Here is a 13,985-nt window from a genome sequence, read left to right as displayed (position 1 = left end):
ACAGCCTGTCCCGCAGAGGCCTCCTCCCGCTGACGTCGTCCACAGCCGGCCTGTCGGACAGGACGAACCGGCGGGCGTGCGCGGGCTCACGGCGAGGGAGTGCACGCGGCATCGGCTTCGTCCTGTTCGACGGGCCGGGGTCGTACGACGACGAGTCAGGTCAGCCGGAACTCGACCGTGCGGGTCGACGGGTCCGCCTGCACCAGCTCGACCGCCACCTCCTCGCCGAGCGGCAGCTCGTGGTCGCTGGTCACCGTGGCCTCGATGGCGGGGTCCTGGATGGTGACGTCGCCCTTCGACCGGTCCTTCTCGTCGAGGTCGACCACCACGGCGGCGAAGGACTCCCCCACCCGGTCGTGGAGCAGCTCGGCCTCGCAGAGGTTGACCACGGCGTTCTCGTACTGGTTGGCGCGGCGACCGGATGCGGTCATCGTGTCGGGGAGCTCGTGCATCGCGGCGAGCACCCAGTCGGGGACCTCGGTCCCGGCGCACAGGGCGACGCACACCTCGCCGGCGTAGCGGTCGGCGAGGCGGCGCAGGGGCGCGGTCACGTGGGCGTACTCCGAGGCCAGCGCGGAGTGCTGGGCCTGCTCGGGCAGCTCGCCGTTGAACGTGACGTAGCCGGCGCCGCGGAGCAACCGGGTGCACGCCACGATCATCGCGGCGTGCGTCGGCCGCGACGGGTCGAGAGTGCGGACGAAGTCGGGGTAGAGCTGCTCGGCCGGCCAGTCGATCCCGAGCGCCCGAGCCGTGCGGTGCAGCCGCTGCACGTCGCGGGGGTCGGCCGGCGGCAGCGTGCGGAGGATCCCGACGCGGGCGTAGACCATGAGCGAGGCCGCGCCCATCCCGGTCAGCAGCGAGATCTGCGCGTTCCAGGTCTCGACGGGCGTGAGTCGCCGGAACTCCAGCTCCCAGTGGCCGTCGCCGGTCTCCACGAGCTCCTGCTCGGGCAGCGGCAGCGAGACCCCGCCGCGGGCCGCCTCGCGCGCCAGGCGCAGCTCGCCGACCTCCCGGAGCAGCCCGATCAGCTCGTCGGCCCTCCCCGCGTCGAGGTCGGCCTGCACGGCGTCGTACGACAGCTGCGCGCGCGAGCGCACCAGCGCCCGCTCGACCTGGACGTCGGTGCCCTCACCGGTGTCGTCGACCTGGATCGTCCAGAGCAGGGCCGGTCGCACCTGGTCGGGCAGCAGCGACGCGGCGTCCTCGCTCAGCACCGGCGGGTGGAGCGGGATCTTCGAGTCCGCGCCGTAGAGCGTCTCGCCACGGCGGTTGGCCTCGACGTCCACCGGGTCGCCCGGGGTGACGAAGGCCGCCACGTCGGCGATGGCGTAGTGGACGACGTAGCCGCTGCCGCTGCGCTCGATGTGCATCGCCTGGTCGAGGTCCTGGGCGCCCTCGGGATCGATCGTGACCAGCTCGATGTCGGTGCGGTCGAGCTCGGGGAGCCGCGGGTTCGCCGCGGCCTCCGCTGCCGCCTCCTCCACCGCCTCCGGGAACGAGGCCGAGACCTTCATCTCCCGCTGGATGGCAGCGATCCCGTCCCGCATCTCCTGCGCCGTCACGCTGTCGCCGGTCGAACGGACCTTCACCACGCGGTTGCTGGGCATGTCACGACCCTAGCCGGGCGCGACGCAGTCGCGCTCCCTACGCTTGCCGCGTGCTGATCCTGCTGCCGCCCAGCGAGGGCAAGTCCACCCCCCGCCGGGGCAAGGCCCTCGACCTGGCCTCGCTGTCGTCGCCCGTCCTCACCCCGACCCGGACGGCCCTGCTCGAGGCACTGACCACGCTGTGCCGGGAGGACCCGGAGAAGGCGGCCGGCGTGCTCGGGCTCGGCCCGTCCCAGCGCGACCTCGTCGAGCGCAACGTGCACCTCGCGACCGCCCCGACCGCGCGCGCGGACGCGATCTACACCGGTGTGCTGTACGACGCCCTCGGCCTCGACACGCTCTCCCCCGCCGCGCGGCGCCGGGCCACCTCCCGGGTGGCGGTGACCAGCGCGCTGTTCGGCATCGTCCGCCCGGGCGACCGGATCCCCGCCTACCGGCTCTCCGGCGACGCGGCGCTGCCGGGCGTCGGATCGGTCGCGGGCGCGTGGCGCGAGGTGCTCGGCGACGCGATCGCCGACTCCCTGCGCGGCGGGCTGCTCGTCGACCTCCGCTCCAGCACGTACGCCGCCTTCTGGCGCCCGACGAAGGAGCTGGCCGGCCGCGTCGCGACCGTGCGCGTCCTCCACGAGGCCGGCGGCAAGCGCACGGTGGTGAGCCACTTCAACAAGGCGACCAAGGGCCGCATCGTCCGGGCCCTGCTCGAGGACGGCGCGGACCCGCGCACGCCGAAGGCCCTCGCCGAGGCACTGACGCGGCTCGGCTGGACCGTCGAGGTCGGCGAGCCGACAGCCAGGGGCACGCAGCTCGACGTGGTCGTCAGCGAGGTCTGACCAGCGACCTCAGCGCAGCGGGATCATGTCGGTCGCCTCGAGCGGGTCGACGCCGCAGAGCGCCAGCAGGTCGGCGATGATCGAGCGGACCTGCGCCAGGATCACCTCGGCCGACAGGTCGTCGCTGTGCTCGACCGTGGCGGTCGCGCGGCCGAGCTTGACCAAGTCGTCGATGACGGCCGTGGCCATCCGGTCGGCCACCAGCTCGTCGGCGACCCGGTCGGCCAGGTCGGCCAGGTCGCGCATCAGGGCGGCGTACGACGACGGCACGGGCTCACGGCGGTAGACCGCCACCGCCACCCGTCTCACCACGACGCGGGTGTTGCGCAGGGCCACGTCGAGCGGCTCCACCAGCTCGGCGAGCCGACGCTGGTGCTCGCCGTGGTGCCGGCGGAAGGGCGATGACTGCACGACCGAGATGCCCTCCTCGGACGCCGCCCGCAGCTCGCCGATCAGCACGTCGGTCGACCGGGCGTCGCGCAGCACCGCCAGCGCCTGCTCCACGTCGCCGTCACCGAGCCGGTCGGCCGCCGAGCGGAGCAGCTCGACGATCTTGCGCACCACCACGGCCGCCTGGTCCCGCGGCTTGCGCAGCGGCGCCTGGGGCACGACGGTCGCAGCCACGAGGGCGACCGCGCCACCGATCAGCGCGTCGGTCCACCGCAGGAAGGCGTCGCCCGGAGCGGGCGCCAGCGCGGCGACCACGATCCCCTGGACGGCAGCCTGGATGACGATCAGCTGCGCCGCGTCGAGCAGCAGCGCGATCGACATCCCGCAGGCGACGATGATCGCGATCTGCACCCCGCCGGACCCGATGAGGTGGGTCAGCAGGTCACCGAGGGCCACGCCCAGCGCGACGCCGATGGTCACCTCGACCACGCGGCGCTGGCGCTGGCCGTAGGACATCCCGAGCGAGACGACCGCCGCGATCGGCGCGAAGAACGGCAGCTGGTGGTCGAGGACGTCCTTGGCCAGCCACCACGCGACGCCCGCGGCGACCGCGCACTGGCCGATCACCCATCCCTTCGACCGCAACCGAGCCGCGCGGGCGCGCAGCGACGTACGACCGCGCGCGGCGAAGTCCTCGGCGCGGAGCACGGCTCCGGCTCCTAGAGACCCGACTCGTCGGTGCGCACCAGGATGCGCTGGCACTCCTCGCAGCGGATGACCTCGTCGGCGGGCGCGGCCTTGATGCGGGAGAGCTCGGACGCGTCGAGGGTCATGTTGCAGCCGCCGCACTGACGCGCGCGCAGCAGCGCCGCGCCGATGCCCTTCTGCTCGCGCAACCGCTCGTAGAGGGCCATCAGGTCCTCCGGCATGCCCTCGGTGGCCGGACCGCGGGCGGCGGACACCTCCTCGAGCGAGGCGTCGATCGCCGCACGCTTCTCGTCGCGCGCCGCGACCAGCTCGGCGAGCTTGGCGTCGACGTCGTCGGCGCGGATGCCCAGCGCGTCGAGGACCTGCTGGGCCTGCTCCAAGGCCTCCATCACCTCAAGCTCGGCGTCCTCGAGCGTGGTGATCCGGCGCTCGAGGGAGACCAGCTCGTGCTGCATCCGCTCGAGGTCCTTGGGGTTGGTGACCTGGCCGGCGTCCATCCGGGTGCGGTCGCGCTCGCGGCGGGCCCTGACCTGCTCGACCTCCCGGTCGGCCTTGGCCTGCTCGACGGTCAGGTCGTCGACGACGATCCGCGCGTCGCGCACCTGGTCGGTGATCTCGGTGCGCTCGGACTCCAGCGAGGCGATCTCGGCGAGCTCGGGCAGGTGCGCCCGCTGGTGCCGGAGCTGGGCGGCCCTCGAGTCGAGCTCGGCGACGTCGAGGAGCTTGACCTGGTGGGTGGGATCGGCCTTCAACAGCACTCCTGCTTCGACTACGGATGCGACTTCAGTGGCGGAACGTCCAGGGGTCGGTGCACAGGGTGCTGACCCGGGTCTCGACCCTATCGCCCCACGCAGCGCGCAGCCGACCCTCCACCACCGGCAGCCAGGTCCACTCGGCCGCCCAGTGCGCCACGTCGACCAGGGAGGGCCCGTCGTGCTCGAGGAACTCGCCCGCCCGGTGGTGGCGCAGGTCGCTGGTGACGTAGACGTCGACGTCGCTGTCCGCGAGCTCGTCGAGCAGGAAGTCGCCGGACCCGCCGCAGACGGCCACCCGCCTGACCGGGCGGTCGGGGTGGCCCGCCACGCGGACGCCGTGGGCGGTGCTCGGCAACGCGCGCGCCACCCGCGCGGCGAACTGGTCGAGGGTGGTCCGCTCGACCGTGCCGATCCGGCCGGTGCCGGTCGACGCCAGGCCGGGGTCGGCGAGCGGGACGACGTCGAAGGCCGGCTCCTCGTAGGGGTGGGCGGCCAGCAGCGCGCGCACGACCGCCGTACGTCGTCCGCGGGGCGCGACCACCTCGACGCGCACCTCCTCGACGACCTCGAGCTCCCCGACCCGGCCGATCGCGGGCTCGGCCCCGTCGAGGGGGCGGAAGCGTCCCTCCCCGGGGGCGGAGAACGAGGCGGAGTCGTAGTCGCCGACCCGCCCCGCCCCGGCGTCGTGGAGGGCGGCGCGGACGCCCTCGGCCGCGTCGGCCGGGACGAAGACGACGACCTTGTCGAGCGGCGCGGCCGGCGCCGGCCTGATGGGCTCGAGGACGCTCAGGCCGAGCGCGTGGGCGAGCGACTCCGAGACCCCGGAGGCGGCCTGGTCGGCATTGGTGTGGGCGGTGAGCAGCGCGCACCCGTTCGAGGTGAGCGCGTGCAGCGTGCGGCCCTTCGGCGTCGTCGCGGCGACCGAGCTCACCGGCGTGAGCAGCAGCGGGTGGTGCACGACGAGCAGGTCGGCGCCCCACTCGACCGCCTCCCGCGCGACGTCGAGCGTCGGGTCGACGGCCAGCATCACCTTGCCGACCTCGGCCGACGGCTCGCCCGCGACCAGCCCCACGGCGTCCCACGAGTCGGCGGTGGCGGGCGGGTACCAGGCGTGCAGCAGGTCGACGACCTCGGCGAGCGTGGGCATGCCCGAAGGCTAGTGGTCGGGTGCGCGTCAGTTGACCTGGCGCTCCTGGCCCTCCCAGTAGGGCTGGCGCAGCTTGAACTTCTGCAGCTTCCCGGTCGCGGTGCGGGCCAGCTCGTCGCGGAACTCGATCGAGGTCGGCGCCTTGTAGCCGGCGGCCTTGTCCTTGCACCACCTGATCAGCTCGTCCTCGTCGGCACTCTCGCCCTCGGCCAGCACGACCAGCGCCTTGATCGTCTCGCCCCACTTCTCACTGGGGACCCCGATCACCGCCACCTCCGCCACCGCGGGATGGGAGAACAGCACGTCCTCGACCTCGATCGAGGAGACGTTCTCGCCGCCGGTGATGATGACGTCCTTCTTGCGGTCGCTGATCGTGAGGTAGCCGTCGTCGCCGATGACGCCGCCATCGCCGGTGTGGAACCACCCGTCGACGAGGGCGCGCTCGGTCTCGTCGGGGCGCTCCCAGTAGCCGTCCAGGATGACGTTGGAGCGCGCCAGCACCTCACCCTGGTCGTCCGTGCGCAGGCGTACGCCGATGGCAGGCGCACCGGCGCGCACCAGCCTGGCCGCGCGCTCCTCCGGCGCCAGGTCGTCCCACTCGGCGCGCGTGCGGTTGACCGTCAGCAGCGGCGAGGTCTCGGTGAGGCCGTAGATCTGCATGAACTCCCAGCCGAGCTCCTCCTGGACCCGGACCACGGTCCTCGTCGGCGGCGGCGCCCCCGCCATGATGATCCGGACCCGGTCGCGGCCCGGGATCTCCCCCTCCCAGTCGGCGGCCGCGTCGAGCACCGCCGCGGCGACCGCGGGCGCCGCGCACATCACGGTCACGCCGTGCTGCTCGACGCGACGCAGGATCTCGGCGCCGTCGACCTTGCGCAGCACGACCTGCGGCACACCCAGGCCCGTCATCGCGAACGGCATCCCCCAGCCGTTGGCGTGGAACATCGGCAGCGTGTGGAGGTAGACGTCGCGGTCGGTGACGCCGGCGTGCAGGCCGAAGGTCACCGCGTTGGTCCACAGGTTGCGGTGGGTCAGCTGCACGCCCTTGGGCCGCGCGGTCGTGCCCGAGGTGTAGTTGATCGTCGCCGTCGCGTTCTCGTCCGGCTCCCACGCGCGCGGCTCGGTGCCGGGGGCGGCGAACATCGCGTCGTCGTCGCCGAGCACGAACTTGTGCTCGACGTCGATGCCCTGGAGCTGGTCGACGAGCTCCGGGTCGACGTAGAGCACCCGCGCACCGGAGTGGGCCACGATGTAGGAGATCTCGTCGGGCCGCAGCCGGAAGTTGATCGGCACCAGGACCCGCCCGGAGCCGCACACGCCGAAGAACGAGGTGAGCAGGCGCGAGCTGTTGTGGCTGATGATCGCCACCCGGTCACCGACCTCGATGCCCAGCTCGTCGAGCCGGGCCGCCTGGCGCCGGGACAGGGCGTGGGCCTCGGCGTAGGTCAGGGTGCCGAGCGAGGGCGCGGGCTGGTCGGGCTCGTCGACGAAGCCGGGCCGCTCGCCGTAGACGGCTGCGGCGCGCTCGATGAAGTCGGTGACGCTGAAGGGCACGATCATGCGCCCACTGTGGCACGCGTCACCGACGCCGACGAGGGGCTTCCGGCCCCGTGCGACGGACGGTCACCCGACGGCGACGAACGGCCGATGAGAGGGTTCTCATGCTCCTCTCATCGCGTCACCACCTCACCCCACGATGCTGGCGGGCATGAGTCGGGTCACCGCCGTCCTCCTGGCGCTCGCCGTCGCGCTGCCGGTGACGGCGTACGTCGCCTCGGTCGCCGGCAGCGACCCGCCGGTGCCCGCGGACCACAGTCCGGTGATCCTCCGCGACGCCGACCCCGCCGACCCCGCCGGCCTCACCGACCGCGAGGAGCGCGGCGAGGCACCGGCTAGACAGCAGGACGACCGCCGCGAGGACGCGGACCCGGCGCGCGTGGTGACCCCGCAGCCCACGCCTGTCGGGGAGGATGACGACGACGATCGGGATGACGACGAGCGCGACGACGACGAGTGGGACGACGGGCCAGGGGATGACGACACCGAGACCGACGACGGGGACGACTGAGGGTGCCCGCCGCCGCTTCGCGCGGGTCTCGGTCCGGACCCGCATCACCGTCGTCATCGCCGTCCTCACAGCCGGTGCGATGACCGGGGCGGGACTGCTGGTGTACGCCCTGGAGTCGGCGCGCATCGAGCGGCAGGTCACCGAGCAGATCAGCCAGGAGATCGACGAGTTCCGCCGGCTCACCGTCGACCCCGAGACGGGTGAGCGGTTCGACGACGTGGGGCGGGTCCTCGAGGTCTTCCTCACCCGCAACGTCCCCGACGACGACGAGATGCTGGTGGGCTACGTGAGTGGCCAGACCCCGACGCGCACCGTGAACCGCTACGGGCAGGAGGTGCTCGACGAGCCCGCCTACCAGGCCGCGCTGGACGACCTGGCGGGCGACGGCGGGACGCGGGTGATCGAGTCCCCCACCTTCGGGGAGACCTGGGTGACCCTGGTCCCCGTCACCGACGCGCAGGGCGACGGCGCGCTGGTGATCGTGAACTTCCTCCGCGACGAGCACGAGGAGCTCGACGGCACGCTGCGGACCTACACGCTCATCGCGCTGCTGTCCCTCGGCCTCATCAGCACGATCGCGGCCTTCCAGTCCGGGCGGCTGCTCGCTCCGCTGCGGACCCTCGAGGAGGCAGCGCGCGAGATCACCGCCACCGACCTGTCGCGGCGCATCCCCGAGCGCGGCAACGACGACATCACGGCCCTGACCCGCACCATCAACGGGATGCTGGAGCGGCTCGACGCCGGCTTCGCGGCCCAGCGGCAGTTCCTCGACGACGCCGGGCACGAGCTGAAGACGCCGCTCACGGTGCTGCGCGGGCACCTCGAGCTGCTCGACCCCGGCGACCCCGAGGAGCTCGCCCACACCCGAGAGCTGCTGCTCGACGAGACCGACCGGATGTCGCGCCTCGTCGGCGACCTCATCCTGCTGGCCAAGAGCCGGCGCCCGGACTTCCTCGTCCCGGGTGAGGTCGAGCTGGCTGCGCTGACGGAGGCGGTGCTGGCCAAGGCCACCGCCCTGGGCGAGCGCGACTGGCGCCTCGACGCGGTGGCGCGCGGCCGCTCCGTGCTGGACGAGCAGCGCATCACCCAGGCGCTGCTCCAGCTCGCGGACAACGCCGTCAAGCACACCGATCCGGGCGCGGTCGTCGCGATCGGGTCCGCTGTCGACGACGGACAGGTCGTCCTCTGGGTGCGCGACACCGGCGACGGCATCCCGCCCGAGGACCGGGAGGCCGTGCTGGAGCGCTTCGGACGCAGCCAGGTGCGCTCGGGCGACGACGGCTTCGGCCTGGGGCTCAGCATCGTGAGCGCGATCGCCCAGGCGCACGGCGGCACGGTGCGCATCGGCGAGGGCGAGGCGGGCGGCGCCCACGTCGAGGTCCGCCTGCCCGTCCGGACGGTGGACCGATGACGAGGCACGACGAACGGGAGGAGACGACGTGGCCCAGATCCTGATCGTGGAGGACGAGGAGAGGATCGCCTCCTTCGTGGCCAAGGGCCTGCGAGCCGAGGGCCATCAACCGACGGTCGCGGCCGACGGCCCGAGCGGGCTCGACGAGGCGCTGTCGGGGCGCTTCGACCTCATGGTCCTCGACATCGGCCTGCCGGGCATGGACGGCTTCGCGGTCCTCGACCAGCTCCGTTCGCAGGGCAGCCGGATGCCGGTGATCGTGCTCACGGCCCGCGACTCCGTCACCGACACGGTCACGGCGCTCGACGGCGGAGCCGACGACTACATGGCCAAGCCGTTCCGGTTCGCCGAGCTGATGGCCCGGATCCGGCTGCGGCTGCGGTCCCTGGCGCCTCCCGACGCCTCGCCCAGCGGGGACGAGCTGGTCGTCGGCGCGTTCCGTCTCGACCGGCGTACGCGCCGCGTGTCCGGCCCCCACGGGGAGTCGGAGCTGTCGGCCCGCGAGTTCGCCCTTGCCGAGATCTTCCTGCTCAACCCCGGCCAGGTGCTCAGCCGCGAGCAGCTGCTCGACCTCGTGTGGGGCTACGACTTCGACCCCGGGTCCAACGTCGTCGACGTCTACGTCGGCTACCTGCGCAGGAAGCTCGGCGGCGACGCGATCTCCACGGTCCGCGGCGTCGGCTACCGGCTCGACGCCTGACTACCCGCGGATCCGGAACCCGGCCAGCGCCCCCCGGGGCAGCCCGGCCAGGACCGGCTCGAGCGCGTCGGCGATCTCGTGCGGCAGGGGCCGCTGCGCCGGGTCGAGGCGCAGGCACGCGAGGACGACCTCGGCGACCACGGGAGGGACGCGGTCGGGCAGCGGAGCAGGCGGAGCGACGAGCTGCGGGAAGCGCAGGCGTACGTCGTCCGCGTCGGGGTCACCGGACGCGAAGGGCCGGCGGCCGGCGACCGCGTGGAAGAGCGTCGCCCCGAGGCCCCAGACGTCGGAGGCGTAGGACGGCACCGCGTCGCCCGGTCCGGTGGGGTCGCACTGCTCCGGCGACATGTAGGCGTCGGTGCCGATGGGGTGGCGCAGCCGTCGGGCGTCCTCCTCGGGCCGCGCCACGGAGAGGTCGATCAGTCGCGCCGGCGCCCCCATGATGACGTTGCTCGGCTTGATGTCGAGGTGGGTCCACCCGAGGTGGCGCAGGTAGTGGAGGGCGGCCGCGACGTCGATCGCGAGCGGCAGGTACTGCTGCTCCTGCAGGGGACCGTAGCGGCGGATCAGGGTGGACAGCCGCGGACCGTCGACGTGCTCGAGCACCACGTGCGGCCGGTCACCGTCCTGTCCGTCGCGGAGACCTCGGACCACCACGGGGTGGTTCACCGTGGCGAGGGCTCGGACCTCCCGGCGCAGGCCGCGCCGGGAGGACTCGTCCTCGACCTGGGAGGGACGCAGCGCCTTGACCACGACGGGCGACCACGTCACCTCGTCGAAGCACAACCACGCCTCGTAGGCAGCCCCGCCGCCGAGCCTGCGCAACGCGCTGAGGCCCGGCGCCAGGAGGTCCCCCTCGGCGAGCTTCCAGCCGTCGTCCCGCGTGCGCATCACGTCCTCCCGTCCCGTCCCGGCTCAGCGACGCGTGTCGTTGCGGCTGCGGTCGTTGGTCTGGTTCGCCGACTTGTCCCGCGTCCGGTCGCCGCCGTCGCGGGTCCAGTCGCGGGTCCGGTCGCCGCGGCTGTGGTCGCGGTCGCGGCTGACGGAGCTGACCCGGCTGTTGGTGTTGTCCCGGGTGTCGCGGCTCTGCCCGGTGTAGGACGGGCTGTTGGTGCGGGTGTCGTCGTCACCGTCGGAGGTGTCGTCGTCATCGTCGTCGGAGACCAGCACCAGCGACGGGGCGTCGTCCTCGCGCTTGGCGGCCTCGTCCGGCGTCGAGGAGACGACCGGCGACGACGTGGCGATCAGCCCGAAGGCGGTGAGACCGGTGATGCCGAGCAGGGCGGTGGGAAGGAGCTTCCTCATGGTGTTCCTCTCGTCGGGGGCCTTCGAGGCCCGGTGAGAGGGACCTTGCCGACGCGAGGTGAGTCGACGGTGAGGCCGCGATGAGAGGCCTCTCATGGACCTCGGTCAGCACGGCGTCGCCGGTGCGTCGGGACGGTTTCGAACCGCCGACCGCTCGGGTGTAAACCGAGTGCTCTACCGCTGAGCTACCGACGCGCGAGGGCACACACTACGGGAACGGCAGGGTGGGCCCGGAATCTCCCGTGCACCACGGCAAGGGCGTGCGGAGAAATGAGTTGAGCCGCTGGCGTCTCGGGTCACCAGCGGCTCAACAAGTAGAAGATTACACCGTCACCCAAGGCTGTCCGAGGAATCCGGAATTTCTCCCAGCCGGTCTAGACCACTGCCCCGGCCCGGGTCAGGACACGGCGGCGTGGAGCTCGCGCAGGTGCTCGTCGAGGTCGCGTCCGTCGGGGTTCGCGTTGTGCACCGACCAGCGCAGCCGGCCGTCCATGTCGACGACGTACGACGAGCGCCGCGGCGCGCCCTTCACGCTGTCGAACACCTCGTAGGCCGAGGCGACGGCTCCGTGCGGCCAGTAGTCGGACAGCAGGGGGAAGTTCAGCCCCTCGGTCTCGGCGAAGCTGCGCAGGGCGTAGACCGAGTCGCACGAGAGCGCGAGCACCTCGGTGTCGAAGGTCATGAAGTCGGCGAGCCGGTCCCGCACCCCGGACAGCTCACCGGTGCAGACGCCGGTGAAGGCGAACGGAAAGAAGAGCAGCGCCACCGCCTTGCGGCCGCGGAAGTCGCTGAGTCGGACGTCCTGGCCGAACTGGTCGCGCAGCGTGAAGTCCGGCGCCTCGTCGCCGATGCACAGGCCCGGCCCGTTCACGCGCCGGCCCCGTCGTCGTCCCCGTCAGGCGCGCGGTGGGCGAGCTCCCGCTTGAGGATCTTGCCCGTGGCGTTGCGCGGGAGCTCGTCGAGGAAGACGATCTCGCGCGGCACCTTGAAGCGGGCCAGGTGGGCCTTCACGTGGTCGCGCAGCTCCTCGGCGGACACGTCGCCCCGGCGCACGACGAACGCGCGCAGGCGCTGGCCGTAGTCGTCGTCGGCCACGCCGATCGCGGCGACCTCCTGGACCGCCTCGTGGGCGACCAGGCAGTCCTCAACCTCCTGCGGGAACACGTTCTCGCCGCCGGAGACGATCATGTCGTCGTCGCGGCCTGCGACGTGGAGCCTGCCGGCCTCGTCGAAGTAGCCGACGTCGCCGGAGCACATCAGCCCGTCGACGACCTCCTTGGAGCCGCCGTTGGTGTAGCCCTCGAAGAGCAGGCCGTTGCCGACGAAGATGCGGCCCGTCTCGCCCGGCGGCAGCTCGCGGCCGGCGTCGTCGAGGATCCTCACGACCGTGCCGTACGGCGGCCTGCCGGCCGAGGTCGGGTCGGCGCGGAGGTCCTCGGGCGTGGCGATCGAGGCGTAGGCGACCTCGGTCGAGCCGTAGATGTTGTAGAGGTTGTCGCCGAAGCGGTCCATCCACGCCTGCGCGAGCGTGGCCGGCAGCGCGGACCCGGAGGAGGCGACCACCTGCACCCGGGACAGGTCGATGCCCTCGAGCTGCTCGGGCTCGAGCGCCAGCATCCGCTGCAGCATCACCGGGATGACGACCATCGACTCGCAGCGCTCGTCCTGGGCGGTGCGCAGTGCCTCGAGCGGGTCGAAGGATCGCCTGAGCACCACGGTCGACCCCAGCAGCATGGCGAGCGCGAGGTGCGCGAAGCCCCACGTGTGGAAGAGCGGCGCCGCGATGTGCGTGCGCCAGCCGGCGCGCAGCGGCATCCGCGACAGCAGCGAGACCGCGGCGTCGATCCCGGCCTCCTTGCGCGGCGCCCCCTTGGGAGCCCCGGTCGTGCCCGAGGTGAGGATGACGACCCGCGCGTGGCGGTCCGGCGGCTGCAGGTCGCCCTCGTCGTACGCGCCGACGAGCTGCTCGAGGGTCTCGCCGGCCGGCTCGCCGTCGGTCCACGCCAGCAGCCGGCGCTCCACGCGAGCCCCGGACAGCAGCCCGGTGAACTCCTCGTCGTGCACGACCATGACCGGCGCCTCGCGCTCGAGCACGTCGGCGAGCTGGGGGCCCGCGAAGGCGGTGTTGAGGTAGAGGATGTCGGCGCCCAGCTTGGCGACGGCGATCGAGGCGTCGATGAAGCCGCGGTGGTTGCGACACATCACCGCGACGGAGTCGCCCTCCCCCACGCCGCGCTCCGCGAGCGCCCGGGCGAGCGAGTTCGAGCGGCGGTGCAGCTCGCCCCACGTCAGCTCGCCGAGCTCGTCGACGACCCCCACGGCGTGCGGGGCGCGGGCGGCCAGCGTGGCGAAGCCGCCCGCGGGGCCGGTGCCCCAACGGAGCACGACGCGGCCGATGTCGACGAGGGTGCGGGGACCGTAGGGGCGGATGACGCCCGCCCGCCCGAGCACGCGGACGGTCGTGCCGAGGCCCGCCACGGTGCCCGCGAGGTCACGGGCGACCCCGCGGGCCGCCGTCGTGGACCCGGTCACGCGGGTGTCTTCGGAGCGACCAGCCGGGTGGCCTGCCAGTCCTTGCTGACGGCCGCCGTCGTGGTCTGGGACAGGCCGGCGATCGGCGCCGCCTCGGCGACGTCCGCCGCGTCGACGGTGCCGGGCCGCCCCACCTTCGGGGTCAGCAGCCAGATCGAGCCGCCCCCGACGAGGTCGGTCAGGGCGTCGACCAGCCCGTCGACGAGATCTCCGTCGTCGTCGCGCCACCAGAGCAGGACCGCGTCGACCACGTTGCCGTAGTCACCGTCGACCATGTCGGCGTCGATGCGGTCCTCGACGGCGATGCGCAGCTCGTCATCGGTGTCGTTGTCCCAGCCGAGCTCCTGGACGACCATGCCGGGCTTGAGGCCGAGCCGGTCCCCCACACCTGTCGCCGGGGCAGAATCGCCCACCGTCGAGCTCACGCAGTTGCCTCCCATGTCCCGGTGCGCCGGTCGCGCACGGTGACGCACAGTCCACAGGAACACAGCAGGAGCCGCAACCCCGTCCCGTACGCCGGGCCCACGCCGGG

Annotated in this window: 14 protein-coding genes and 1 tRNA gene; 4 read left to right on the top strand and 11 right to left on the bottom strand. The window is 73.0% G+C overall.

Going from position 1 to position 13,985, the window contains the following annotated elements:
- Positions 1-155 precede the first annotated feature (155 nt).
- Positions 156-1,607 (bottom strand): RNB domain-containing ribonuclease, encoded by a 1,452-nt coding sequence (locus Q9S36_RS42840; protein ID WP_311290868.1) that lies wholly within the window; start codon positions 1,605-1,607, stop codon positions 156-158.
- Between the two features lie 50 nt (positions 1,608-1,657).
- Here Q9S36_RS42840 and yaaA point away from each other — a divergent pair, with 50 nt between their 5' ends.
- On the top strand, positions 1,658-2,437 hold the full coding sequence (gene yaaA / locus Q9S36_RS42835; RefSeq protein ID WP_311290867.1) for a peroxide stress protein YaaA: 780 nt from the start codon (positions 1,658-1,660) through the stop codon (positions 2,435-2,437).
- 9 nt (positions 2,438-2,446) lie between these two features.
- On the opposite strand, the gene Q9S36_RS42830 is transcribed toward yaaA, so the two are convergent.
- Genes Q9S36_RS42830 through Q9S36_RS42815 form a run of 4 tightly spaced genes read right to left on the bottom strand, consistent with a single transcriptional unit; the run spans position 2,447 to position 6,997 of the window.
- Positions 2,447-3,535, bottom strand: a complete 1,089-nt coding sequence (locus tag Q9S36_RS42830; protein WP_311290866.1) for an FUSC family protein — start codon at positions 3,533-3,535, stop codon at positions 2,447-2,449.
- 11 nt (positions 3,536-3,546) lie between these two features.
- Positions 3,547-4,293 (bottom strand): C4-type zinc ribbon domain-containing protein, encoded by a 747-nt coding sequence (locus tag Q9S36_RS42825; protein ID WP_311290865.1) that lies wholly within the window; start codon positions 4,291-4,293, stop codon positions 3,547-3,549.
- 25 nt (positions 4,294-4,318) lie between these two features.
- Complete coding sequence (locus tag Q9S36_RS42820) at positions 4,319-5,437, bottom strand: Nif3-like dinuclear metal center hexameric protein (RefSeq protein WP_311290864.1); 1,119 nt, start codon at positions 5,435-5,437, stop codon at positions 4,319-4,321.
- A 27-nt stretch (positions 5,438-5,464) separates the two neighbouring features.
- Positions 5,465-6,997 carry an AMP-binding protein gene (locus Q9S36_RS42815; RefSeq protein WP_311290863.1) on the bottom strand — a complete coding sequence of 511 codons (1,533 nt, stop codon included), beginning with the start codon at positions 6,995-6,997 and terminating at the stop codon, positions 5,465-5,467.
- 148 nt (positions 6,998-7,145) lie between these two features.
- On the opposite strand from Q9S36_RS42815, the gene Q9S36_RS42810 reads away from it, so the two are divergent.
- From Q9S36_RS42810 to Q9S36_RS42800, 3 genes are read left to right on the top strand one after another with little or no spacing between them, the layout of a single operon-like run.
- Positions 7,146-7,505: a hypothetical protein gene (locus Q9S36_RS42810; RefSeq protein WP_311290862.1), complete on the top strand. Its 360-nt coding sequence runs from the start codon at positions 7,146-7,148 to the stop codon at positions 7,503-7,505.
- Positions 7,471-8,916, top strand: a complete 1,446-nt coding sequence (locus Q9S36_RS42805; RefSeq protein WP_311290861.1) for a HAMP domain-containing sensor histidine kinase — start codon at positions 7,471-7,473, stop codon at positions 8,914-8,916. The genes Q9S36_RS42810 and Q9S36_RS42805 overlap by 35 nt, the downstream gene beginning before the upstream one ends.
- A 28-nt stretch (positions 8,917-8,944) precedes the next feature.
- Positions 8,945-9,616 carry a response regulator transcription factor gene (locus Q9S36_RS42800; RefSeq protein ID WP_311290860.1) on the top strand — a complete coding sequence of 224 codons (672 nt, stop codon included), beginning with the start codon at positions 8,945-8,947 and terminating at the stop codon, positions 9,614-9,616.
- On the opposite strand, the gene Q9S36_RS42795 is transcribed toward Q9S36_RS42800, so the two are convergent.
- The 6 genes from Q9S36_RS42795 to Q9S36_RS42770 form a co-directional block, all read right to left on the bottom strand.
- Positions 9,617-10,507 (bottom strand): serine/threonine-protein kinase, encoded by an 891-nt coding sequence (locus tag Q9S36_RS42795; RefSeq protein ID WP_311290859.1) that lies wholly within the window; start codon positions 10,505-10,507, stop codon positions 9,617-9,619. It lies immediately after the preceding gene.
- 24 nt (positions 10,508-10,531) lie between these two features.
- Positions 10,532-10,921: a hypothetical protein gene (locus Q9S36_RS42790; RefSeq protein ID WP_311290858.1), complete on the bottom strand. Its 390-nt coding sequence runs from the start codon at positions 10,919-10,921 to the stop codon at positions 10,532-10,534.
- A 123-nt stretch (positions 10,922-11,044) separates the two neighbouring features.
- A tRNA-Val gene (locus Q9S36_RS42785) sits at positions 11,045-11,116 on the bottom strand.
- Between the two features lie 202 nt (positions 11,117-11,318).
- Positions 11,319-11,792, bottom strand: coding sequence for a peroxiredoxin (locus tag Q9S36_RS42780; protein ID WP_311290857.1), 474 nt, complete (start codon positions 11,790-11,792; stop codon positions 11,319-11,321).
- Complete coding sequence (locus tag Q9S36_RS42775) at positions 11,789-13,453, bottom strand: AMP-binding protein (protein WP_311290856.1); 1,665 nt, start codon at positions 13,451-13,453, stop codon at positions 11,789-11,791. The genes Q9S36_RS42780 and Q9S36_RS42775 overlap by 4 nt, the downstream gene beginning before the upstream one ends.
- Complete coding sequence (locus Q9S36_RS42770; RefSeq protein WP_396653956.1) at positions 13,450-13,893, bottom strand: DUF3052 domain-containing protein; 444 nt, start codon at positions 13,891-13,893, stop codon at positions 13,450-13,452. The genes Q9S36_RS42775 and Q9S36_RS42770 overlap by 4 nt, the downstream gene beginning before the upstream one ends.
- Between the last annotated feature and the right edge of the window lie 92 nt (positions 13,894-13,985).

This window comes from Microbacterium sp. ARD31, assembly GCF_031844425.1.
The sequence above is the reverse complement of the archived record's forward strand: the minus strand, read 5'-3'. Positions and strand labels throughout refer to the sequence as shown.